Consider the following 24,754-nt stretch of genomic DNA (forward strand, 5'->3'; position numbering starts at 1 on the left):
ATAGCTTCGGCTGTGGTTTTTTTATGCCCATTTTTTGTGATCCCCATCATTTTACATAGCAAAATAATCAGGACTTCAATATGAATACCGCAATTTTAAATCCATCTATGCAACAGGCAAGTACCCCATTTATTGCCCCAAAATTATTCACAGCCAAACGCTTGGTCAATACAAAGAATATGACTCAAGCAGAATGGCTTGAAGTCAGACGCCAAGGTATTGGCAGTAGTGACTGTGCCGCAGCCTGTGGACTTAATCCCTATATGTCGATGCTAGAACTGTGGATGATCAAGACAGGTCGAGTTAAACAATCCATTGAAGATGAAAGCACAGGTCATGCCCCTTTATATTGGGGTAAACAACTTGAACCTTTGGTCGCTGAATACTACAGCATGCATACCAACAACAAAGTTCGTCGTATCAATGCCGTACTACAACATCCTGATGAGGATAAGCATTTTATGCTGGCTAACTTAGATTACTCGGTGGTAGGTAGTGAGGAAGTACAGATTTTAGAATGCAAAACCGCAGGGGAATATGGAGCAAAGTTATGGCGAGATGGTGTGCCTTTATACGTATTGTGTCAGGTGCAACATCAACTCGCTGTAACAGGCAAAAAGGCAGCGCATATTTGTGTGCTGATCTGTGGTCATGAAACTCGTATCTATAAAGTGGCACGCAGTGAATCAGTCATTCAACATATTGTGAATGCAGAGCGATACTTTTGGGAGTGTGTGGAAAATGACACGCCACCTTCAGTCGATGCCAGTGAATCGGCAGCTAAAGCCATTCAGCAACTCTATCCTCAACATATTCCACTCAGTGTCGAAGATCTCAGTCAAAATGAACAAGCCAATCAGTTGTTTGCTCAACTGATTCAAGAAAAGCATCATATTGAAAAACACCAAAACAGCTTTGATGAAACTAAGCATCAAATTCAGATGTTAATGAAAGATGCTGAACGAGCAACTTTTGCCAATGGTTCAGTGACGTGGAAACGATCTAAAGACTCCATTGCTTTAGATAATAAGGCTGTATTGAAAATGCATCCTGAACTAATCAATGAGTTTCCACAAAACAAGGTGGGGACACGACGTTTTCAAATCTATAGCAATGATGACTGACCCGATCAAAACCATGCATCTATATCGCTAACTATATATGCATGAAATATCCATTCTTCCCAAAAGCGCAAAAAAACCACCCCCGATCTACCGACTCCCGAAGGAGCGGTAGACCAACAATGGCGGTTTTTGCGAAGTCGTAGCTTTTCATATTTCTGTTTACTTACATAGCAAGGGGTAATCAGTAAAATTTTACTTATAGGACAAACAACATGATCAAAGGTTTAGCGATTACACCGCCAATACTCGGCAGAATTAGTATCGGTAAAGTGGTCGAAAAGAATGGTAAACGTCTGCCTGAAAAAGATGATCAATTTACGATTACTAGCCAAATTCAGAATAAGGATGGCTGGGTGAAACACCCACTGGATGAGCAGCTAAGAGCCAAGGCACAAAACCAGAAACTCAGAACCATTCCTGTCCGGATGATTTTTAATGATCCTGAACTCAACTTGCGAGCTGAGTACACTCTATTCGACCGACAAACTGGTCGGCCCATCTGTACTGGTAATGGTGAAACCTGTCAGCGACTTGGACAAAACGGGGTTGAACAGCATCCATGTCCATCACCTGATTTATGCCCCTTGGCCCAAGGTGGACACTGCAAGCCTTATGGGCGGCTTTACGTCAATCTAGATGAGTCGGATGAGTTGGGTACATTCATTTTTAGGACTACAGGTTTCAATAGCATTCGTACCTTAGCTGCACGGCTTCGTTATTACCATGCGGCTTCAGGTGATTTACTTTCATGTTTGCCATTGCAACTGACCTTACGAGGAAAAAGCACAACGCAAAGTTACCGTACCCCAATTTATTACGTGGACTTAACCTTACGTGATGGAATCAATCTACAAGAAGCCATTACTTCAGCCAAACAGATCGATGGACAAAGCAAGACAGCAGGGTTTTATCAGGAGGCTTTAGATCATGTGGCAAGGCTAGGTTATGGTAATGCCAGATTTGAGGTAGGAGGTGAGGAGGGACTGGATATTGTTGAGGAGTTTTATATCAATGAACCAAAACCAGAGCAGGGTCAGCAGCTTAGTGATTTAACTCATGTTCAAGACATTCAGAAAGGGTTGCAGCATTCTGTGCAGGCTCTCAATTGAAATGGACCTAGTTAGAAAAGAGTACTTGTACTCTTTTTTTTGCAGATTTTGGACTGTAGATAAGAAAATACTCACTCCTAGAATTTTTGAGAGATGGATTTACTTTAATAACGCTTTTTAGTATTTTGGTAGCAAATCAGAAGTATGTTCATGACTATGCGTTCAAGTAGGTTTTCTAAGCTTATACTCGCATTTGTCCTGTTTTTGTTTACCATAACAATTACGGGAGTTCATGCGTGGGCGCCTGTTCTACTTGAAAATATTGAACATCAGCATGAGTTGAGTATCATTGTAGAGGATGATGCTTCTAGTCATTGGTCTTTACAGCACTCAGATGATTCTCTAAAAAGTTCTGCTGATCATGATGCAGAAGCACATACGTGGAAGAATTTTGATGAGCCGATCTATCATCATTCAGTAAAGCCAATTTCTTCTGATAGTGATTTCAGCATAGATCCAATCTTTATTCTTAGTTTCGCACTTCCACTAGTTTTATTCTTTTTCCAGCTTTTTGAAAAGCCCGTTTATCGAGTCTTTTTAAAGCGGCGATCCCCTCTAGTATTTAGTAATTCTTATACTTTCTCTAAAGATTTAATCGTCCTACGTAATTGATCTTTCTATACAAAAAATAGTTTTTAATTTTTTTGTATAGGTAAAGTCATGTCTAAAAAATATCAGATATTTCTTACCTGTGGATTTGTAGCAACAGCAGCAAATGTATTCGCAGAAACGAATTATGCAGAACTACAAAAGCAGGTAATCGCAAATGATGCTGTACTCAATAGCTTACAGCAGTCCGAGCAAGCTTATGAAATCAATCAAAAGTTTGCTGGCAGATTAATTAATCCGACTTTCAATATGGAGTTGGATAATCTCGGTAATTCAAAATTGAAAGATTTGGATGGCCCAACAACCTTGCTGGGGCTATCACAAGAGATCCCCCTCAGTAATAAACTTTCCTTGAGAAAACAGATTGCGAGTTTTCAAGGTGATCGTAATCAGTTCGAAATAGCAAAGCGTCAGGCTGAACTCAAAGCAGATTTAAGAATCTGTATGGCGAACTGGTATGTAGCTACTCAGCGTGCTGAAATTTATTCTTCTGAGAGTAAATTGAATGCCAGACAAGCTAACGTTCTTTCCGAACGTCTTAAGTACGGGCGAGTAATTCCTTCCGATGCTCAACTAAGCATAGCACTTTCATCTGAGTCGAAATTGCGCCATCAAAATGAAGTGAAGAAGATTCAGTTCCAGAAAAATCTATGTTCTAAGTTCACTTCCAACCTGCCCAGTAGTGCATTGGAGGTTCCGCTAAGCTTTAATTTCACAGACAAAATAAGTTTGTCTGAGCAAGAAGCAACTTTAAGTTCAAAGCTGAAAAAAGCTCAGTTTGAGTTGGCTCGTAAAGAAGCAATACCAGATATTACTTTGGGAGTAGGGGTTAGAAACTACCAAGAAACCAATGACAAAGTCTTTCAGGTTTCGACATCAATACCCCTCAATATTTTTAGTCGAAATAAAGGCAATATTGCGATCGCTCAAGCAGAGCATACGAAAGCAGAAACACAGTCGGTGCTTGTGAATCGTAATTCTAAAATTGAATTGGAAAACAAGGCTATTGAGGTTTCCAACTTGATTGATGCGATTAAGCAATATGATCAAACGGTTTTGCCCGCAACAAATGAGAGTCTCCGAATTGCTGAAATGGGATACCAAGCAGGGAAAAACTCTTTACTTGAATTCAATAATATTAAGCAAATTTGGTTAGACAAACATCTTGCTCGATTCGATATGTGGTTGGCTTTGCAAACTGAAATTGCAGATGTCGAACGTAACTACATTACTCATTTAGATCAAGAATAAGGGCAAGAATATGAATAAACAAACCAATACATTGATTGCAACTGGTGTCGTTGCCTTACTTATCGTCTTATGTGCAATTGCTTGGTATAAATCGGGCAATAAAACACAAGCGAGCGCACATGGTGAGGTCGCCGAAGAAAAAGTAGCTGTGGCTGGAGATGAGAAAGGGCCTCACGGTGGTCGTTTATATCGAGATGGAGATTTCTCTGCTGAGGTCAAGATATTTGAGGAAGGAGTGGAACCACACCTCCGTGTTTATGGGTATTTGAAAGATAAACTACTTAAACCTGAAGACTTAACAGCAAATATCTACATCAAACGTTTGGATGCCGAGCAAAATATTCAATTTCAACCTGAGAGTGATTACTTAATTGGGAATGAAATTGTTTACGAGCCACATTCCTTTTTAATGATGATAAACGTTGATTATCAAGGGAAAAAGCATACTTGGAAATGGGATACGAAGGAAGGCCGTGTCACCATGTTGGACAGTAGTATTAAGAGCAGTGGATTAGAGCTTTTAAAAGTTGAATCAAAGATGTTTGAAAATGCTTTGGAGTTAAAAGGCGAACTGAAGTTTCCTGATAATTTTGAAAGCTTTATTACGCCTAAAGCCAGTGGGACATTGATCAAAACTTACCGTAATCTAGGTGATAAGGTGAGTCAGGGAGACTTACTTGCTGTAGTTCAAAGCCAAGATGTAATTCGTTTGAATGCCGATCGTAAAGTTGCTTTGGACAGCCTACAGTTTGCTCGTCAAAAAATGGAACAGGAACGAGCGCTATGGCAAAAGCGTGTATCACCTGAAATTGATTATATTTCAGCAAAACGAGACTTTGACGCAGCACAAACTCGTGCAAATGAGTTGAATAACTTAATCAACTCTTATGGTGGTTCTAGTAATGGTACTGTTGAAGTTCGTGCTGCAATGTCTGGAACAATATTAGAAGTCCTTGGTGCTGTTGGATCAAATGTAAGTTCTTCAACACCTATTTTTAAAATCGCAAATACTTCTCAACTTTTAGCAGTTGTTAATGTTCCCGCTGACAGGCTAAATGCTATAAATCCTAACAATAAGGTTAAAGTTAAACCTCAAAGCCCTGTGGATACAGAAGAAGCTTTAGGACGAATTAAATATATCAGTGATGTCATTGATCCAAAGACACGTACAGCACAGGTCTTTATTGAAGTACCAAACCAGTTTAAGTGGCGCTCAGGACAGTTAATCACGGCCCAAATTTTTGAAAATCAAAGTTTGAAGCCGATGGTTGTGCGTGAAGATGCTCTACAGAGCTTCCGTGATTGGGATGTTGTATTCATTCGTGTTGGCAATGATTTTGAAGCTAGGCCTCTGGAGCTTGGTGAAAAGTACAATGGGTATGTGGAAGTTAAATCTGGATTACGCGTAGGACAGGTTTATGCCGCTGGAAATTCATATCTTTTAAAAGCAGAGCTAGGGAAATCTGGCGCTACTCATGACCACTAAGGGGAGTAGCGACTATGTTTGACCAGATTGTTAAGCTCTCGATTAAGAATCGTTGGCTTGTACTTATCGTATTTTTATTTGTTGGTGCATTAGGGGTTTATAACTATTTCAAGTTACCGATTGATGCAGTCCCTGATATTACGAATGTACAAGTCCAGATTAATAGTGAAGCTCAAGGACTCTCTCCAATGGAGATGGAGTCTCAAGTGACCTATCCCATTGAAACTGCTTTGGCAGGTATTCCAAATTTAGACTATACACGCTCCGTATCTCGATATGGTCTATCTCAAGTAACGGCAATTTTCAAAGAAGGGACGGATATTTATTTTGCCCGACAATTAGTCAATGAGAAGCTACAAGGAGTGACACCAAATCTTCCCGTTGGAATTGCAACTTCTATGGGGCCTGTTTCTACAGGACTTGGCGAAATCTTCATGTATACCGTTGAAAATGCCAAGAACAATCCTAATCCACTTTCACCAACGGAATTACGCACCTTACAAGACTGGGTGATTAAACCTCAGCTTCGAAATGTAGAGGGTGTTAATGAAATCAATACCATTGGTGGTTATCTCAAACAATTTGTAGTTCAACCTGATTATGCTTATTTACGTAGCATAGGGCTGGATCAGAAGACAATTTTAGAGGCTATCTCTAAGAACAGCATGAATAAAGGCTCGGGGTATATTGAGAAAAATGGTGAACAGTATTTAATTCGTTCTGATTCTCAAATTAACTCGATTGAGCAAGTCCAGAATATCCCGATTACGACGAGCAATGGTTATATCCTCAGATTGAAAGATGTTGCCAAAATATCTATTGGTCACGAATTACGTACAGGTGCTGCAACTAAAGATGGGCAAGAAATTGTACTGGGTACAGCATTCATGCTTATTGGTGAGAACTCACGAAATGTTGCTCACGCTGTTGATCAAAAGCTACAACAGGTTCAAAAATCATTACCAGAAGGTGTGGAAGCAAAAGCTGTCTATAACCGTACAACTTTGGTTGATGCAACGATACAGACGGTGAAAAAGAATCTTTTAGAAGGTACGATTCTGGTAATCGTTGTTCTGTTTGTATTTCTTGGTCACTTCCGTGCTGCGCTGATTACCGCTTTGGTCATTCCTTTATCCATGCTGATGACAATCACAGGTATGGTGAACCAGAAAATTAGTGCAAACCTTATGAGTCTTGGGGCACTAGATTTCGGGATTATTGTAGATGGTGCTGTTGTAATTGTTGAGGCCTCCTTAGCAAAGTTGGCAATTAAACAAAAAGAGCTTGGGCGAGTTTTAACAAGGCAAGAACGCTTTACGACTGTGTTTGAGGCGACTAAAGAATCCCGCAAAGCGATTCTCTATGGTCAATTGATCATTATCTTGGTGTATCTACCTGTAATGACTCTGACTGGTGTTGAAGGAAAGATGTTTACACCAATGGCTGCAACAGTGGTTATGGCTTTAGTGGCAGCAATGATTCTTTCAATTACGTTTGTCCCTGCAATGGTGGCATTGGTCACTACTGGTGAAATTAAAGAAGAAGAGTCAAAAATCGTCCATGGCATCAAAAGATTTTATAACCCAATTCTAGATTGGTCTTTAAATCACAGATATTTGCTAATCGCTTTTGTCTCTATTTTCTTTGTTTTTAGTGCAAGTCTTTCGACTCGTTTAGGCTCAGAGTTTATACCTTCCTTGGATGAGGGAGATGTAGCACTACATGCCTTGCGTATCCCTGGTACGTCGTTGACTCAAGCAATTGAAATGCAATACACGTTAGAAAAAGAGATTAAGAAAATTCCAGAAGTTCAGACTATTTTTGCCAAAGTGGGGACTGCTGAAATTGCGACTGATCCTGTTCCACCTAACGTAGCAGATAACTTTGTCATGCTGAAACCTCGTAGTCAGTGGCCTAATCCTGATAAGGAAAAGTCTGCGGTTGTTGCTGAAATTGAACGCGTATCTAAAGGCGTATATGGAAACAATTATGAGTTTACACAGCCGATTCAAATGCGTTTTAACGAACTTATTTCAGGTGTCCGAACAGATGTTGCCGTAAAAATTTATGGTGATGATTTAGAGCAGTTGCTTGAATCAGCAAACGCTGCCGCTAAGATTTTAGAGGGAGTCAAAGGTACTGCTGATCTTAAAGTCGAACAGATGTCTGGTTTACCCATGGTTTCTGTTGAGCTGAAAAAAGACATGATTGCCAACTATGGGCTTGATGCAGAGGATGTACAAAAACAGGTTTCTAGCCTAATCACAGGTGAGACAGTAGGTAAGGTGTTTGAAGGAGATCGAAAGTTCGACATTGTGGTACGTATGGATCAAAACTCGGTAACAGATCTAGAAAAGCTGTATCAGATTCCTGTGAGCTTAGCTGATGGTTCGAGTGTTCTTTTATCAGAATTGATCGAGTTAAAAAACGTTCAAGGACCAAACCAGATTTCTCGCGAAAATGGTAAACGGCGTATCGTCATTACAGCAAATGTTCGTGGAACTGATATTGGTAGTTACATTTCAGAAGCACAATCTAAGCTGAATGCTGATTTTAAATTACCAGATGGTTATTGGCTGACTTGGGGCGGTACGTTTGAGCAAATGGAATCTGCTTCAAATCGTCTTATGGTTGTAGTACCGATTGCTTTAATTCTGATCTTTGCCATGATCTATATGGCTTTAGGTAATGTTAGAAACAGTATCTTGGTATTCACAGGTGTGCCATTTGCACTAACAGGTGGTGTGATTGCTTTAGCACTACGTGATATTCCATTCTCAATTTCTGCGGCTGTGGGTTTCATTGCCTTATCGGGTGTTGCTGTGCTGAATGGTTTGGTTCTTGTTTCAGCCATTCAGCGACTTAGAGTTCAAGGTGAAAGTGTCATTGATGCAGTGAAACATGGTGCAATGGAAAGACTCCGTCCCGTGTTGATTACAGCTTTAGTCGCTTCATTAGGTTTTATTCCGATGGCCTTAAACGTAGGCATTGGCTCTGAAGTTCAGCGCCCAATTGCAACTGTTGTTATTGGTGGGATTATTTCATCAACCTTACTGACTTTGATTATTTTGCCAACCTTATATGTGTGGTTTAACCAAGGTAGGTCAAGAAAATCAAACGAAGCTGCTAAACAGGTTGTTTAGGGGCATCTTTAATGACAAATATATTGCGAGATAAACAAAACAAATTTGTGATGATGTTGCTAGTCTGCATGATCAGTCTCGCTTTATGTTTGCACTTTAAAGAGCATGTAACTGAAAATGAATTTCAGAGACACGTTTCAATTGATGCAATTAACTCTCACCATCATGAGATAAGCCAACAACATTCACATAGTCACCAAGATAATTACTATGAACATTTTGTTGGCTATGACGTACTTAAATCGGCCGCTTTAGCTCATCTCTTAAAAGGGATTTCGATTTTAGATTGGTCAAAAGAATATGTTTATCTGATGGTGAGTCGTATTTTTAAACCGCCCAAAAAGTTAATGGATTTTCAATTCATTTTAAATTTTGGAGTTTGATATACATGCAAATTATTGCTTCACACATTGTGAAATTAAGTGCTTACATAAAGCTATTACTTGCTTTATTCATTACATTGGTAAGCCCTACACTTTTTGCTCATGGAGTAGCGGAAGGTGATAAGGGCTATATTCAAGAAATTTATGGCATTCATGTGATTCCATTCATCTATTTGGGTGCGAAGCATATGGTCACTGGATATGACCATTTACTATTTCTTGTTGGCATTATCTTCTTCTTATACCGAATGAAAGATATCGGCTTGTACGTCAGCCTATTTGCACTTGGGCATTCGATTACGATGCTGGTGGGTGTTTATTACAATATCTCGATAAACGCCTACATCATTGATGCAATCATTGGTTTTTCGATTGTTTATAAGGCTCTAGATAACTTGGGGGCTTATCAGCGTTGGTTTGGTTTTCAACCAAACACGAAAATCGCGACTTTAATTTTTGGTCTGATTCATGGTTTTGGACTCGCAGTAAAAATTCAGGAATATGAAGTTCCGAGTGATGGACTGTTGGCAAATTTAATCTCATTCAATATTGGGGTTGAATTAGGCCAGTTTATGGCTCTGTGCATCATCTTGTTATTAATGACGTTTTGGAGAAAGACACCTTATTTCTTTAAAACAGCTTATCAAAGCAATGTCTTCCTCATGTTCCTCGGTTTTTTACTTGTTGGCTATCAACTTACTGGCTTCATTACTCAATAAGGATCTAAATTATGTATAACGCTGAAATTCCAAAAGATATCGAATTACCTTCATCAAAAAAGTTAATTAAATCAACAGCAATTGCTGCCGTAAGTGCCGTTATTGTGCTAGTTACCTGTGTCATGCCTGCGGAGTATGCAATTGATCCGACAGGTATGGGTAAAGTGCTTGGTTTAACGAAAATGGGAGAAATCAAACAATCACTAACTGAAGAGTCAGAAAATGGTATCAATGCTGCACAGGCAGTGAATAGTGTTGAACAAATATCAGTAGAAACTTCGACTCAAACGGCAACTGATAATGCTCAAATGATTATGCCTGCTATTAATAAAGAGAGCATTAGTATTGAGCTTAAACCGGGCCAAGCAACCGAAGTGAAACTGACGATGCCACAAAGTGCAAGTGTCAACTTTGACTGGAAAGCTGTTGGAGGTGGTCTTAATTATGATACCCATGGTGATCCAGTGAACGCTCCTAAAGGGTTCTATCATGGCTATGGAAAAGGAAAGAATGAAACAACTCAGCAGGGTGTCTTAAAGGCAGCTTTTGATGGCAAGCATGGTTGGTTCTGGCGTAACCGTACGGAAAATCCAGTGACTGTAACTCTACTTGTAGAAGGGCAGTTTAGTGAAATGAAGAAAGTCTTTTAAGTTTTGATCAATCTCCTTGGAATAATATTCCAAGGAGATTCAATTGCTAAAGAAGTCAGGTTCTAAAAGGAATCCATAAGATGCTAGAAGTACTAAAAAACACAACATATCGGCATTTGTTTTTGGCCCAAGTAATAGCGCTAATCGGAACGGGGTTAATCACAATCGCCCTAGCTTTACAGGCGTACGATATTGCAAAGGGGGAAGCAGCCCAAGTTCTTGGTATTGCATTGGCAATTAAGATGATTGCTTATATCGGTGTAGCGCCTATAGCATCTGCATTTGCTGAGCGATTACCAAGAAAAAAAGTATTGGTTGGGCTAGATGTTATTCGAGCATTAACAGCATTGTGTCTACCGTTTGTGACACAAATTTGGCAAATTTATATTCTCATTTTTATTTTGCAATCTGCTTCTGCTGCATTTACACCAACATTTCAGGCAATGATTCCAGATGTTTTACCTGAAGAAAAAGACTATACCAATGCGCTATCATTATCACGATTGGCCTATGATTTAGAAAATATTATTAGTCCGATGCTCGCGGCATTTTTATTAACTTTGATGAGTTATCACAACTTATTTTTGGGAACGGTATTAGGTTTTATCGGTTCTGCTTTGTTTGTGGTAAGTGCGAAATTACCAGTTGCCAAAGTACCTGCGTTTAAAGGTGTTTATAGCCGTATTAAGCAGGGAGCTAAAATTTATTTTAATACGCCTAGACTTAAAGCATTGCTTGCTCTCAATTTAGCAATTGCGTCAGCAAGCGCTGTAGTGATTGTAAATACCGTGGTATTGGTTCAATCGACATTTAAGCTAACTGAAAATGCGACTACTTGGGCTTTTGGTTTATTTGGATTTGGTTCAATGCTTTCGGCTTTCATTTTGCCTAAGATATTGGATAAGTTCCCAGATCGATCAGTGATGTTGACGGGAACAACAATTCTTGTAATTGGGCTGTTAAGTGGTTATTTCATTACATCTTATAATGGTTTGCTTGTACTTTGGTTTGTGCTTGGTATTGGATATTCTGTTTCACAAACACCTACAGGCCGTTTGATTCGAAAATCTGCATCGAGTGAGAGTAGGACCTCTCTATTCGCAGCGCAATTTGCGTTTTCACATGCTTGCTGGTTAGTGACTTATCCCTTGGTTGGATGGCTCACTACTAACATAGGAACATTACAAACTTTTATACCGATGGCAGTGATTGCAACGATTTCTTTATTACTTGCAATGCGTTTGTGGCCATCACAGGATGAGGCTCTTTTACCCCACAGTCATGATGATTTACCTCCAGATCATGAGCATTTGCAGCAGCATCGAATCAATGGAGTACACGTCCATGAATATATTATTGATGACTATCATGAAAAGTGGCCTAAATAACTCTTTTTCGACTAATGACTTAGAAAGATTCCGTTTGTTTGTTGTACAATTATAAGCTTATTTTATTGTTCAATAAAAAAAGGGGAACAACATGAAAAAACTAATCTTGGTATGTTTAATGGGGCTTGCGGTAACAAATGCTTTTGCTCATTCAGGTGGTACTGATTCTTCAGGCTGCCACACGAATAGCAAGACAGGGGATCGTCACTGCCATTAATAATAAAAATGAGTAGAACATTTTGTTCTACTCATTTTGAATAACGATCTAATAATAATAAGTACTGTTTCATTTCTTCTTCATCAAAATTTTGATCCCCTTTCAATACATGTTCTCTTAAATGTTGTTCAAGAAGTTGCTGCATTAACCCATTAACAGCACCTTTAATTGCTGCAACTTGTTGTAATACTTCAAGACAAGAGCTTTCAGGTGTTAATAATGACTTTTCAACAGAAGTAACCTGTCCTTGAATCCGCTTGATGCGATTAAGTATTTTTTTATCTTGATGCAAATGAGACATGATTTTTCCTAAAAAAAATATATACTGGGGGGAGTATCTTGGAAAGATAAAATTTATGCAACTTCATAGTAACTTAGATCGTCGTCATTCTCATCAATTCGATGAAGGAAATCCTTTAGCACAAAAGAAAATACTGATTGCGACAATTCTTACAGCAATCATGATGGTACTAGAGATATTGGGGGGATGGATTTTTAATTCGATGGCCTTACTCGCAGATGGCTGGCATATGAGTTCACATATGGTTGCTCTCGGCTTAGCTTATTTCGCATATCGAATGGCCCGACATTATGCTCATGATCAGCGATTTAGTTTTGGTACTTGGAAAATTGAGATTCTAGCAGGGTACAGTAGTGCTATTTTACTTATGGTTGTAGCACTTTTAATGGGTATTCAATCTATCGATCGATTAATGAATCCCGTGAATATTCATTACAATGAGGCAATACCAATTGCAATTGTTGGTTTATTGGTAAACTTGGTTTGTGCATGGTTATTACATGACGGAGGCCACCACCATCACCACGAGCATGATCATCACCATGAACACGACCACCACCACGATCATCATGACTTAAATCAAAAGGCGGCGTTTCTGCATGTAGTAGCTGATGCGGTTACTTCTGTATTGGCAATTGTTGCATTGTTTGCGGGGAAATATTTTGGTTGGAGTTTCTTAGATGCACTATTAGGTGTAGTTGGAGCTATTCTTGTCGCTAAATGGTCATGGGGATTATTAAATGAGACAGGAAAGACACTACTCGATGCAGAAATGTCTCACCCTGTGGTTCATGAAATCAAAGAGGTTATAGAGGAATTTCCTCAAGTTAATATTACTGATTTACATGTTTGGAAAGTTGGTAGAGGCAAGTTTTCTTGCATCTTGGCTTTAGAGAGTACAGGTGTAGATTTAACACCAGATGTAGTGAAACAGGCACTCTCTATCCATGAAGAAATTGTGCATGCAAGTGTTGAAATACATTTTATTTGAATTATTGAATGGTTTTAGTTGGACAAATAAGTCCAACTAAAACATTTTTATATAGTTATAAGTGATTAGCCGCTTATCCCGAAAAAGTGAAGAATAATTCCTATAGCGCAGCAACCAGCTAAAGTAGTCATCATTCCAAGTTTGAAACGGAATAAAGCAAGCATAGCTATGATTGATAACATTAGTGACCATGGGTTAATGCTGGATAAAACTGGAACTTGTAAAACCATTCCATATTTATGAATTACATTAACTTCAGCAAATAATGTATGTAATGCAAACCACACTGATAGATTAAGGATCACTCCAACAACAGCTGCTGTAATTGTCGAAAGTATGGCATTTAAAGCCTTATTATTTCTTAATGCTTCAATATATGGAGCACCAATAAAAATGAATAGAAAAGAGGGTACAAATGTTACCCATTTCGCTAATATACCTCCAAGAGTACCAGCCAAGGCAGGATTCAATGATCCTGGGTCTCGATACGCTGCCATAAAGCCTACAAACTGAACTACACTAATCAGGGGGCCAGGGGTGGTTTCAGCCATACCAAGTCCGATCAGCATTTCACTAGGTTTAAGCCAATGGAAGTTTTCGACGGCTTGCTGTGCAACATAAGATAAAATTGCATAAGCACCACCAAACGTAAGTACGGACATTTTGCTGAAGAATAGAGCGATATGCGTATAAACATTATCTTTGCCCATTAAAGTAATAAAAGCTATAAGTGGGCCGAGCCATAAGACCAAACCAATGAGAGTAATTTTTAGAGCTCTTGTATGGGAAGGTTGTACATGCTCTGGGATCTGCTTAGCAAAAGCAGCATCAATAGCTGCTAATGAAGCATTAGAGCTATTAGCGTCAGAATGAGATGAGGAGGCGTTAAATGCTTTACTTCCACTTTTATTTCCGATGTAACCGATAAGCGCAGCAACTAAAATAATAAATGGAAAAGGCAAAGCAAAGATAAAGATGCCGATAAATGACAAGATAGCGACAATGACCATCACCTTGTTTTTTAAGGCTCGACGACCTACACGCATGACAGCTTCAAGAACTACTGCAAGTACGGCTGCTTTTAATCCAAAGAATAATGCTTGAACAATACTAATCTGACCATAACTTGCATAAATCCAGCTTAGTATTCCTAATGCAAGTAGACCCGGTAAAATAAAGAGAGTACCCGCAACGAGTCCGCCACGTGTTCGGTGTAATAACCAACCTATGTATACAGCCAACTTATGTGCTTCAGGACCAGGAACAAGTGTACAGTAATTTAAGGCATGTAAAAAACGCGTTTCACTAATCCATTGTTTCTCTTCAACTAAAATTTTATGCATTACTGCGATTTGCCCCGCAGGTCCACCAAAGCTAAGCGCAGCTACTTTAAGCCATACCCAAAAAGCTTCACGAAATGAAACACCATGAAGTTCATGTGGGGGAATGCTTTCAGCTAAAGCAGTGGAATCTTCATTTGTATTCATTGCTATTTCACCTAAATTTTTGAAATTTAAAAAGTATTTGATGCGTTTAATCATTCAGTACAGAGCTATTTTTATTAAAGCTAGACAATAGGCCATTAAAGATTGCATTTGATGCGACTAATAATTGGTCATCATCTGTAATGTTTTCATGTATTCCTGCAAAGACGGTTTCTATGCCTGAAGCTTCGGGTGGCTCAATCCCGCCAATATCAAGATAGTGGACAATCTCAGCAATTTTTTTCAAAGCAGGTGTTTCTAAATTAAAACTATGTAAAAGAACTTCGAAGGTAACCCAGTGATTGATATGACTGAAAGCTGCACCATCAAAATCGAATCCTAAAGCTTCTTCTGGACATTCACTTGGTGTTTCTAACCAAATAAATGTAGGAGTTGAATCAATAAAAGTCTTGATTAGCCATGCAGAGGCTAGACGATCAATCCAAGGTCTCTTACGAGTTGCCCATATTTTGTTTTGATAACTATTTTTATCTAGAAGTTGAATATGTGCTTGTATTGCTTGAGGCTCATTCACTTCACCAAGTCGAGCTATTGAAAGCTCTAAAGCAGAAAGTTCATTTAGTACCTGTGCTTGAGTCTCATCGGGGTAATAGTCAATTTCTACGAGTGCATCGATACTTTTTCTTAATTTACGGATTTGCTTGAGCAGCTCTTTCTTTTCATCTTTAGATTGACGATCTCTTAACTCAGAGAGTTGTTTATAGAGGACATCGTATTCTTCTTTTCGACTGAAGAAAGGAGCTAATTCAAGGTTTAAAGGCTGCTCCGCATGGAATACATACGCAGAGCCTTGCTCTGAAATAACGTCACTTGCAATAGGATCAAATTTCTCGCTATGAGAAATGGGAAGTAAATACACACCATCTCTAAGGATTGCGGCTCCACTTGCTTTAAGAGAACGCCATACTCTCATACGTGTAGATGTGTTCTGTGTAGGCAAAGAGGATATGAGTAAAGATATTTTCATGTTGTATACTCAACTTATTTGTTAAATATATAACATTAATTTGGCTTGGATACAAATATGAAGAATCGATTTCTTATATCAAAAGAAATATTAAAGGGCGGAAATGGCTAAAGAAGAATTTTTTAAGTTTTTGATTTTATATAAATTATTTGGTTTTATTGTTTCAATATACATCAATATTTGTGAATTCAGTATTACTCATCACAAAAAAAATTGTTTTAGTTATAATTAAATTATTGATTGTAAAGTGTCTAAATTGTAGGGTGTTCAAAAGTTGACTGAGAATTAGGTTATTTGTAAATCTCAGTCAAAATTTTAATTTTTAGAAGGCGCTTATCGATTTAAGATAACATCAGCTAATTGATGGGCAATTTCCTCAATACTATTTACAGAAGTATTTAAGGCGACTTTATCGGCTAAATTCGGACTATAATCTAAAACGTCATTTTTAGTAATTTTGTGCCAAATCGGTAAAATCATTTTATGGCCATTCATTTCTCGAGCTACTAAGCCATCAAGTTCATAGTTGGTCCAGTCTTTCTTAATAAAGTCAGTTGAAAGAACAACGGTACCGTATTTAGAGTTTCGGAGACCACTATCAATTTTTTGACGTAAACTGTCCCCAACTTTTAACGTGAATTCATCGTACCAAACGTTTACTCCAAGTTGCTGTAATGTCTCTGCAAGCGGTCTGACAAAATCTTCTTTATCTTCTGAAGCGTGTGAAATAAACAAATCATATTCTGGTTCCGTCTCAGGTATTGTATTGTTGTAAGATGATATTGAAACATCAGTAATATATTGGGTAGAAGCTTTAATAGCATCAATTTCACGTTTCAGCTTCTTTTGATGTTCAATTTCGTCTTTCTGCTGTTTTTTAGTCAGGACCTCTAATTTTTTTCTTTCCAGTATTTCTTCTTTTATAAGGTTCTGCTTTTCTTTCAGCAGCTTATTATCAATATCAATCTTTTTCTTTTGTAAGTCTGAAAGTTTTGATTGTATACGAGCGTTTTCTTGTTCTTTCCTACTAATTTCTGATAACTTTGTTTTTAATGTAGAGGGGCTAGTTGTCTTCCCGATAGAATTTTGAATTTGTAAAATTTTAGAAATTATATCAGCTCCCTTTTTCTGCTCTAAGCTCATTCGATGAGTAATATCTGCTAACTCCTTATTTAACCTTGTTATGGTACTGCTTATAGTTTGTATTGACATGTTGGCTCTATGATAAATATAAAGGGTAAGATTATTATTTGGTTAGGCGAAATACAAGGTTTATGTGTTACATCACTCTGTAAGCGTAGAGCAGTGCTCTGCCCAATCTGCCATTAATTCTTTACGTTTATCTAGATAATCTCCACGCAAGTAAGAAGCTTCAACTTTATCTGGTAGTTTGTGCGCTAATACATGTTCACAGACTTCACGCGCATAATTAGTTTTTTCCGCAGACCAGTCACGAAAAGTAGACCGAAAGCCATGTGTGGTAATTATACGATTCTGTTTTGGATCAATATAGCCTAAGCCATTTTTTAGTTCTTGTTCATGCATACGCTTGATTAGTGTAGTCAATGGCATGTCGGAAAGCATTTCACCACTACGTGGGGCGGGGAATATAAAATCTTCTAATTGAATATATTCTCGAATGAACTCTTAATTGAGGTAAAATTACATGAACTGTCTTAGAATGGGTAGTTTAAGATGATTTGTAATTTACAATCATTAGCTTACTAAGCAAGAATAGTGTCAGGTGAATGAAATATAAACAAATGATTGGTTGAAATTTTATTGTAGTAAAAATAACAGTAAAAAACTAAAATTAAATTATTTTTTGTATGTTTATCAGTGGTTTGGTTGTTTAATTTGACTAACACCGCTTCCGCCAAATATCTAAAAAAGCCCTTGTGATTACAAGGGCTTTTTTTATACATATAAATTTATTGAAAATAAATCCTAAAAATAATTGGTAATCATGTGAATAAACGAATTATTCACATGAGTCTGGATAACGTATTTAATCAGTGCAGTATCTTATTTAGCTCAGCATAATAAAGCGCTGAATGAATGTACGAGCAATACATAAACAGATTGTTCAGGCGCAGATATGCTCCTGAACCATCACTCCTAATCAATGCTCTAAAGTATTTGCAGATGAATGGCTGGCTAATGAACGTAAATCAGAACCAGAAGGTGCTTGATAAATTCTTAAGCCAAATTCAGGAATAATTGCCATCAAATGGTCAAAAATATCAGATTGAATTGCTTCATAGTCATTCCATACCGTTGTATTGGCAAATGCGTAGATTTCAAGCGGTATGCCTTCACTGGTTGGCTGCAACTGTCGAATGATCAGCGATTGGTTTTTTGCAATACCTGAATGTTGTTTTAGATAAAACTCAACATAAGCCCGAAAGGTTCCGATATTGGTCAGGCGACGTTGATTATAGATCGACTGATTTTCAAACTGCTGATTAAAAGTCTCTAGCTCAGATTGTTTATTGTCCAGATATTGATCCAGCAATAAGAAAGCTTTTAATTTCTGTTGTTCTTCCTGAGTAATGAAGTGAATACTGGTTTGGTCAATAAAGATAGATCGCTTGATCCGTCTTGCACCCAATAACTTCATACCGCGCCAGTTTCTAAAGGTATCCGTCACCAATTTATTGGTCGGAATCGTAGTAAAGGTTTTATCAAAATTTTGCACAGTGATGGTATGTAGCGACATGTCAATCACATCACCATCAGCATTGAGTGAAGGCATTTCAATCCAGTCACCTATACGTACCATGTCATAAGAAGAAATTTGTACGGACGCGACCAAAGAAAGAATGGTATTTTGGAAAACCAATAACAATACTGCTGCCATAGCACCAAAACCTGCCAGCAGAGTAAATACGTCTTTCTTCAGGAATGTACCCAATACCAATAAACCACAAACAATAAATACGATCAGTTTGACCAGCTGAAGATAACCTTTGATAGGTTTATTAAGTGACTTTGGGTTACGTTGATAAAATAAGTTAAAAACGTTGAGAAGTTCACTGAGTGCAAGGGCAATCGTGAGGAAGATAAATGCTTGCGATGCCATTTGTACGAGACTGACAACTTTTACAGACAAATGTGGAACTGTGCTAATCCCATTTAAAATAACAATCGCTGGGACAATGTTTGCCACTCTTCGAATCACACTGTGTTCAGAGAAAATTTCACTATATGCAAACTTCATCTTTGAAATGAGTTTACGTATACCCCGAACAACGACTTGTTTTGCAATAAAATTTGCTAAAAATGCGAAAAAAAGCAAAATGGACAATGATGTCAGCATTTCTAACCACGGATACTGATCAGACCATTCCTGAATATTTTTAAAAAAAGCAAAGTTATCCAAAAGTACAACCTCAAAATCTCGGATAGGTCATTGTATTGTTTGTGAATGACAATATTAGATAAAAATACTTTTTAGCTACATTTGGGCATCATTTATTTACTCAATTGAATGTTCACATGATTTAGTATCAATGACCCATTGATTATAGATGTATGCTTACACTTTAATTTGACTGTATGAAGCATTTGTTTTTAGATAAGTTTTATTTTAAAACGCTTTATATATCTCATTTCTTTAATTCTCAGATGACAATAAGTTGAATGAATTAGTCTTATTGCTGCATATTTATTTTTAAGATTTATATCACGATTTTTTTCAATCATATTTTTATGATCATGTGATCTTCAACACAGATGTTTCTCATCATTTTCAGCTATATTATTTGCATTGGATAGGAGATGGTTTGTGATAAAAATTCTTGGAAGAGCTGATTCAATCAATGTCAGAAAATTACTTTGGCTGTGTGATGAACTCAATATTTCTTATGAGCGTGAAGATTGGGGGCGTGGCTTTCAATCCACTCAAGAAACCGCATTTTTAAAGCTGAATCCCAATGCGACCATTCCTGTTTTAATCGATGAGGATTTTGTGTTGTGGCAATCCAACTCGATCATTCGATATTTAGCCAATCAATATAATGGACAACACCTTTATCCTTTGGATGCCAAACAACGTGCTGAAGTGGATCAGTGGATTGATTGGCAGGGGATTGAATTGAACAACAGCTGGACATATGCCCTGATGCATTTGGTTCGTCATTCACCTCTACATCAAGATTTAGAGCGGGTAGAGCAAAGTATTCAGGCTTGGAGTAAACATATGCAGATCCTTGATCAACAATTAGAAAAAACAGGGTCTTATGTCACAGGGCAAAACTTTTCTTTAGCGGACATTGTGATTGGCTTGTCTGTACAGCGTTGGTACTTAACACCATTTGAAAAAATAGATTTTCCGCATGTTCAAAATTATTATGAACGTTTAAGTCAGCGTGAAGCTTATTTAAAATGGGGCAATAATGGTCAAAACTAGTTTGCCAGCAGATTTTCTTATTGTGAATTAACTTGTTCGAAACAAGAGCAAAAGAGCTGAAAATGATTTCAGCTCTTTTTTTTGATCAAGAAGCTTGAAGCTCGCTTGTAATCAAGCTTACACCTGTCGCAGACTGAATTTGCTCTAAGCTGACATCTTTAGCCAGTTCAACCAATTTAACGCCTTGTGGCGTAATATCCATAACACCCAGATCAGTGATGATGCGGTTGACAACCAATCTGCCCGTAAGTGGCAGTGAGCACTCTGAGACAATTTTCGGGCTACCGTCTTTGGCACAGTGTTCCATCAAAACCACAACTTTTTGAACACCAGCAACCAAATCCATTGCACCTCCCATTCCTTTGACTTTCTTACCAGGAATCATCCAGTTGGCTAAATCACCTTTTTCAGAAACTTCCATTGAACCCAATATGGCAATATTCACTTTACCACCACGGATCATGGCAAAAGATTCAGCACTAGAGAAAAATGCAGCACCTTGACGTGCAGTGACGGTTTGTTTGCCTGCATTGATTAAATCCGCATCTACAGTTTCTTGAGTTGGAAATTCATCTATTCCCAATAAACCATTTTCAGATTGTAGCCAGACATCGATATGCTCAGGAATATAGTTTGCAACCAGTGTCGGCAATCCGATACCTAGGTTGACATAAAAACCATCTTCAAGTTCTTGAGCAGCACGCTCAGCCATTTCATTACGCGTCCAAGCCATGATTAAGCCTCCGTCTTCAATGTCAATTGTTCGATTCGTTTTTCAGGTTGTTCATTCAAGATGATACGACTGACATAGATGCCTGGCAGATGAATTGAATCAGGATCTAGTTCACCAATTTCAACAATTTCCTCAACCTCAACGATGGTCAATTTTCCTGCCATGGCGCATTCTGGATTAAAGTTACGTGCTGTTTTACGGAAAATCAGATTACCCGCTTTATCTGCTTTGTAAGCTTTTATCAAGGCAATATCTGCAATCAAGGCATGTTCAAGGATATAGTCTTTGCCAGCAAAATTACGAACTTCTTTTCCTTCTGCAACCAGTGTACCTACACCTGTTTGGGTAAAAAATGCAGGAATGCCTGCACCGCCAGCACGTAATTTTTCCGCCAATGTCCCTTGAGGAGTCAGTTCAACTTCAAGTTCACCATTCAGATATTGACGTTCAAATTCTTTATTTTCACCCACATAGGATGAAATCATTTTTTTAATTTGTTTGGTTTGTAAAAGTTTGCCTAGACCAAAATCATCAACGCCAGCATTGTTTGAAATGCAGGTTAAACCTGTTACGCCCGTTTCTTTTAAGGCATCAATTAATGCTTCTGGGATTCCACATAATCCAAATCCGCCCACAGCAAAGGTCTGATTGTTTGCAACTACATCAGCTAAAGCTTCATGCGCACTCGCGACAACTTTGTTCATCGTTTTAACTCTATGTCCTTTAGAGCTTTTATTATTAGCACTGCATAAATGATTTTAGAAATTGATTCTTTCAAATGTTCAATGAGAAAAACTCATTAATTTTTCGTTAAAAACATTGAATTTTATTGATTTGCAGGAAGCTTTAAAACTGATATGCCAACAAGGTTTCGATAAATTGAGAGGAGATATTGGAGAGTTCAAAGTCTTTTTTATAAATCACGCCAACAGGAAGATTGACTTGTCCATCTTCAATTTCAATCAATAGGTTATTTTCTTTGTCGATATAATTTTGAAAATGCCGTGGAATTGCACTGACACCCATGCCAAAAGCCACAAAATGGGAAAGAGAACTGATTTGATGACACTCGATTTTTAAATCCAAAATTAAATCATTCTGCGCACATTTTTCTTCAACCACATGTCGAATGATTGATGGTTTTTGTAGTGTTATAAAGGGATACGAACATAATTCTTGCCATGTTACTGATTGATGTTTGGCGAGTACATGGTCTTTAGGAAGTAATGCCAAAAAATCTTCATTGAAGAAGGGTTTAAAAATTAATTGATCATTGTGTTGAGGTTCAAAGCAAATACCAAGTTCAAAAATACCTTCTTGTACTTTTTCAATAATTTTTTCATTGGGAATATCATGGATTGAAAAATTGATATTGGGATGATGCTTGTTAAATTCGTTGAGTACCGCAGGTAAAATAGCATGTGTTGCGAAAGGCATAGAGGCAATATTGAGTGTCCCTCGATGCAGCTTAAAACGCTGTTTAACGTCTCTTTCCATGTCTTCCCAATTGGCTAAAAGCTTTTTGGCAAATGGGATTAAAGCATTTCCTTCCGCAGTAAGATCGACACGACGGGTATTGCGTTTAAACAGTTTTCCGCCAAGTTCATCTTCTAAGCTTTTGATACTTAAACTTAAAGCGGATTGACTCAAACAAAGCTCATTGGCAGCATTGGCATAGTTTAATGTGCGGGCAAGGACTAAAAATGCTTTTAATTGTTTGAGTGTCATAACTCTACCTCACTGATCTTTAGCACTATGATACGCTAAACTCAGAATCTTTGAGCGTATAACCAATCATTTAAGCACTTAAATTATATTGTGTTTACTCAATCAGCTGAGTTCTATGGATTAATAAAATTTTAATTTTATTAATGGCTTAAGTTAATTTTTATGTGAGTAAATATTGATTGTGTATGGATAAACCAAGCTAATCTTGAATTTGTAAAAGAATGAATGGGCTACTTTTTCATGAATGATCTTGAAAATTAACACTTTGTTTTTTATATCAGTACCCATTAAGTCAACACAAAAATAAATCTGCTTCAATTTATGAGCTTTTCATATTAACTGATAAATATTTTCAAATAATATCCCTAAAAATTTGGATTATAGTTTTATTGATAATTTGGATATGGATATTCCAATTTATAAATCTGGATGATTTATAAATGCTCAATGTATTGATGAAAATTAATTTTTCTAACTATCCATTTTTATTTATTGAATAACTCATTCATATCAATGAATGGAACTGCCTTGTGATGATTTGAAATAAAAAACAAGGTGGATTTAGACATATATGCTTTAAGGACGGAGTAAAAGATATGTGGGAACTGGGTATAATTTTGCTTTCTCTAGGGCTGTTGATGTATACCGCCTACAGAGGATTTTCTGTGATTCTCATGGCACCGATTTGTGCCTTATTTGCCGTCTTACTGATCAATCCAGCCAACGTTTTACCATTTTATTCTGGTGTGTTTATGCCAAAAATGGTGGGCTTTATTAAAGATTATTTCCTGGTTTTTTTACTTGGGGCAATTTTCGGTAAAGTTGTTGAAATGTCTGGTATTGCAGAATCAATTGCCAAAACCATTGTCCAGCTCATTGGCTCCAAAAATGCCATGTTGACCGTTGTGCTTCTAGGCGCGATTCTCACCTATAGTGGTGTAAGTTTGTTTGTGGTGGTTTTTGCAGTCTATCCGTTTGCAAACCAATTGTTTAGACAAGCCAATATTCCAAAACGTTTGATTCCAGGCACAATTGCACTAGGTGCTTTTTCGTTTACGATGGATGCCTTACCGGGCACACCTCAGATTCAGAATGTTATTCCAACTACATTTTTCGGAACCAATATTTATGCCGCACCTTTTTTAGGAATTATTGGGGCAATTTTTGTTTTGGGTGTCGGTTTAAGTTATTTGGAATGGCGTCGCCGTGTTGCTGCACGCAATGGTGATGGATTTACTTCTGGTATTACATTGACTGAGGCTGAATTACAACAATTCGAAAGTCAATCCCAACAACAGGATAATGGTTCTGGACTACGCCAATTTATGGCATTTGTCCCATTGATTTTGGTGGCTGTGATGAATAAATATTTATCCACCGCGATTAAACAATGGTACCCGAACGGCTTTGATTTTAATGCAATTGGACTGGCGAACTATACTGTGGATGTCGCTAAAACATCGGCGATTTGGGCGGTCGGTTTAGCGTTAATCGTGGGTATTATGACCGCCATTATGTTTGATTACCGCCGTGTATCCACCAGTTTTAAAGAAGGGGTCAATGCAAGTATTGGTGGCTCTTTACTTGCGGTGATGAACACTGCATCTGAGTATGGTTTCGGTGCCATCATTGCAGCATTGCCAGGTTTTGCAGTGATTAGTCATGCTTTAGGACATACTTTTACCAATCCATTGGTCAATGGTGCAGTTACGACCACTGTTTTAGCAGGGATTACAGGTTCAGCCTCAGGCGGTATGAGTATTGCGTTGAGTGCAATGGCTGATCAGTACAATGCCGCAATCGCTGCAATGGGAATTCCTGCTGAGGTGATGCATCGTATCGTCGCAATGGCTTCAGGAGGTATGGACACCTTACCTCATAATGGCGCAGTCATTACTTTACTTGCCGTAACAGGGCTTACTCATAAACAATCGTATAAAGATATTTTTGCCATTACGATCATTAAAACCATTGCGGTGTTTGTTGCGATTGCAGCATTTACATGGTTTGGTATTGTCTAAGTTTATATTGAAGAAGCA

22 protein-coding genes and 1 pseudogene are annotated in these 24,754 nt (G+C 37.9%); 14 read left to right on the plus strand and 9 right to left on the minus strand.

Annotation, left to right across the window (positions count from 1 at the left end; translation table 11 throughout):
* Positions 1 to 80 precede the first annotated feature (80 nt).
* From ACINWC743_RS14675 to ACINWC743_RS24345, 11 genes are all read left to right on the plus strand, one after another.
* Positions 81 to 1,124, plus strand: a complete 1,044-nt coding sequence (locus ACINWC743_RS14675) for a YqaJ viral recombinase family protein (protein WP_001090272.1) — start codon at positions 81 to 83, stop codon at positions 1,122 to 1,124.
* A 212-nt stretch (positions 1,125 to 1,336) separates the two neighbouring features.
* Entirely contained in the window at positions 1,337 to 2,233 is an 897-nt protein-coding gene (locus ACINWC743_RS14680) for a hypothetical protein (RefSeq protein WP_000589670.1), read from the plus strand.
* 156 nt (positions 2,234 to 2,389) lie between these two features.
* Positions 2,390 to 2,845 carry a hypothetical protein gene (locus ACINWC743_RS14685; RefSeq protein WP_002086797.1) on the plus strand — a complete coding sequence of 152 codons (456 nt, stop codon included), beginning with the start codon at positions 2,390 to 2,392 and terminating at the stop codon, positions 2,843 to 2,845.
* A 48-nt stretch (positions 2,846 to 2,893) separates the two neighbouring features.
* Positions 2,894 to 4,093 carry a TolC family protein gene (locus ACINWC743_RS14690; protein ID WP_000039774.1) on the plus strand — a complete coding sequence of 400 codons (1,200 nt, stop codon included), beginning with the start codon at positions 2,894 to 2,896 and terminating at the stop codon, positions 4,091 to 4,093.
* A 10-nt stretch (positions 4,094 to 4,103) separates the two neighbouring features.
* Positions 4,104 to 5,579, plus strand: coding sequence for an efflux RND transporter periplasmic adaptor subunit (locus ACINWC743_RS14695; RefSeq protein ID WP_001041870.1), 1,476 nt, complete (start codon positions 4,104 to 4,106; stop codon positions 5,577 to 5,579).
* Between the two features lie 14 nt (positions 5,580 to 5,593).
* Positions 5,594 to 8,722: an efflux RND transporter permease subunit gene (locus tag ACINWC743_RS14700; RefSeq protein ID WP_005271752.1), complete on the plus strand. Its 3,129-nt coding sequence runs from the start codon at positions 5,594 to 5,596 to the stop codon at positions 8,720 to 8,722.
* 11 nt (positions 8,723 to 8,733) lie between these two features.
* A complete protein-coding gene (locus ACINWC743_RS14705) occupies positions 8,734 to 9,105 on the plus strand; it encodes a hypothetical protein (RefSeq protein ID WP_000181823.1) in 372 nt (123 codons plus the stop codon).
* Between the two features lie 5 nt (positions 9,106 to 9,110).
* Positions 9,111 to 9,824, plus strand: a complete 714-nt coding sequence (locus tag ACINWC743_RS14710) for a HupE/UreJ family protein (RefSeq protein ID WP_001165581.1) — start codon at positions 9,111 to 9,113, stop codon at positions 9,822 to 9,824.
* Between the two features lie 11 nt (positions 9,825 to 9,835).
* Complete coding sequence (locus ACINWC743_RS14715) at positions 9,836 to 10,474, plus strand: hypothetical protein (RefSeq protein WP_000282061.1); 639 nt, start codon at positions 9,836 to 9,838, stop codon at positions 10,472 to 10,474.
* A gap of 80 nt (positions 10,475 to 10,554) precedes the next feature.
* The gene (locus tag ACINWC743_RS14720) at positions 10,555 to 11,862 is read left to right on the plus strand and encodes an MFS transporter (protein WP_009586007.1); all 1,308 of its coding nucleotides are present in this window, start codon (positions 10,555 to 10,557) and stop codon (positions 11,860 to 11,862) included.
* A 91-nt stretch (positions 11,863 to 11,953) separates the two neighbouring features.
* Positions 11,954 to 12,079 carry a YHYH domain-containing protein gene (locus ACINWC743_RS24345; RefSeq protein WP_000733641.1) on the plus strand — a complete coding sequence of 42 codons (126 nt, stop codon included), beginning with the start codon at positions 11,954 to 11,956 and terminating at the stop codon, positions 12,077 to 12,079.
* A 31-nt stretch (positions 12,080 to 12,110) separates the two neighbouring features.
* Here ACINWC743_RS24345 and ACINWC743_RS14725 read toward each other — a convergent pair whose 3' ends face one another.
* The gene (locus tag ACINWC743_RS14725) at positions 12,111 to 12,380 is read right to left on the minus strand and encodes a metal/formaldehyde-sensitive transcriptional repressor (protein WP_000018740.1); all 270 of its coding nucleotides are present in this window, start codon (positions 12,378 to 12,380) and stop codon (positions 12,111 to 12,113) included.
* A 55-nt stretch (positions 12,381 to 12,435) separates the two neighbouring features.
* Here ACINWC743_RS14725 and dmeF point away from each other — a divergent pair, with 55 nt between their 5' ends.
* Positions 12,436 to 13,371: a CDF family Co(II)/Ni(II) efflux transporter DmeF gene (gene dmeF / locus ACINWC743_RS14730; protein WP_009586022.1), complete on the plus strand. Its 936-nt coding sequence runs from the start codon at positions 12,436 to 12,438 to the stop codon at positions 13,369 to 13,371.
* Positions 13,372 to 13,436: 65 nt separating this feature from the next.
* Here dmeF and chrA read toward each other — a convergent pair whose 3' ends face one another.
* The 5 genes and pseudogenes from chrA to ACINWC743_RS14755 all read right to left on the minus strand — a co-directional run bounded on the left by chrA (position 13,437) and on the right by ACINWC743_RS14755 (position 19,225).
* On the minus strand, positions 13,437 to 14,858 hold the full coding sequence (chrA, locus tag ACINWC743_RS14735) for a chromate efflux transporter (protein WP_002040866.1): 1,422 nt from the start codon (positions 14,856 to 14,858) through the stop codon (positions 13,437 to 13,439).
* Positions 14,859 to 14,904: 46 nt separating this feature from the next.
* Entirely contained in the window at positions 14,905 to 15,843 is a 939-nt protein-coding gene (locus ACINWC743_RS14740) for a chromate resistance protein ChrB domain-containing protein (protein ID WP_002065076.1), read from the minus strand.
* A gap of 333 nt (positions 15,844 to 16,176) precedes the next feature.
* The gene (locus tag ACINWC743_RS14745) at positions 16,177 to 17,055 is read right to left on the minus strand and encodes a TIR domain-containing protein (protein WP_000027438.1); all 879 of its coding nucleotides are present in this window, start codon (positions 17,053 to 17,055) and stop codon (positions 16,177 to 16,179) included.
* A gap of 72 nt (positions 17,056 to 17,127) precedes the next feature.
* Positions 17,128 to 17,484 (minus strand): annotated as a pseudogene (locus ACINWC743_RS14750) (tyrosine-type recombinase/integrase); the annotation flags it as partial.
* A 481-nt stretch (positions 17,485 to 17,965) separates the two neighbouring features.
* A complete protein-coding gene (locus ACINWC743_RS14755) occupies positions 17,966 to 19,225 on the minus strand; it encodes a mechanosensitive ion channel family protein (RefSeq protein WP_009586021.1) in 1,260 nt (419 codons plus the stop codon).
* Between the two features lie 405 nt (positions 19,226 to 19,630).
* Between ACINWC743_RS14755 and ACINWC743_RS14760 the strand changes: the two genes are divergently transcribed.
* Complete coding sequence (locus tag ACINWC743_RS14760; protein ID WP_009585999.1) at positions 19,631 to 20,254, plus strand: glutathione S-transferase family protein; 624 nt, start codon at positions 19,631 to 19,633, stop codon at positions 20,252 to 20,254.
* Positions 20,255 to 20,339: 85 nt separating this feature from the next.
* Here ACINWC743_RS14760 and ACINWC743_RS14765 read toward each other — a convergent pair whose 3' ends face one another.
* The 3 genes from ACINWC743_RS14765 to ACINWC743_RS14775 all read right to left on the minus strand — a co-directional run bounded on the left by ACINWC743_RS14765 (position 20,340) and on the right by ACINWC743_RS14775 (position 22,715).
* Positions 20,340 to 20,987: a 3-oxoacid CoA-transferase subunit B gene (locus tag ACINWC743_RS14765; protein ID WP_009586008.1), complete on the minus strand. Its 648-nt coding sequence runs from the start codon at positions 20,985 to 20,987 to the stop codon at positions 20,340 to 20,342.
* Between the two features lie 2 nt (positions 20,988 to 20,989).
* Complete coding sequence (locus ACINWC743_RS14770) at positions 20,990 to 21,691, minus strand: CoA transferase subunit A (RefSeq protein ID WP_009586001.1); 702 nt, start codon at positions 21,689 to 21,691, stop codon at positions 20,990 to 20,992.
* Between the two features lie 142 nt (positions 21,692 to 21,833).
* A complete protein-coding gene (locus ACINWC743_RS14775) occupies positions 21,834 to 22,715 on the minus strand; it encodes a LysR family transcriptional regulator (protein WP_005030608.1) in 882 nt (293 codons plus the stop codon).
* Positions 22,716 to 23,311: 596 nt separating this feature from the next.
* On the opposite strand from ACINWC743_RS14775, the gene ACINWC743_RS14780 reads away from it, so the two are divergent.
* Positions 23,312 to 24,736, plus strand: a complete 1,425-nt coding sequence (locus ACINWC743_RS14780; protein WP_004828569.1) for a GntP family permease — start codon at positions 23,312 to 23,314, stop codon at positions 24,734 to 24,736.
* The last annotated feature ends 18 nt before the right edge of the window (positions 24,737 to 24,754 follow it).

Source organism: Acinetobacter sp. WC-743, from assembly GCF_000335555.1.
In the GTDB taxonomy this organism is placed as follows: domain Bacteria; phylum Pseudomonadota; class Gammaproteobacteria; order Pseudomonadales; family Moraxellaceae; genus Acinetobacter; species Acinetobacter bereziniae.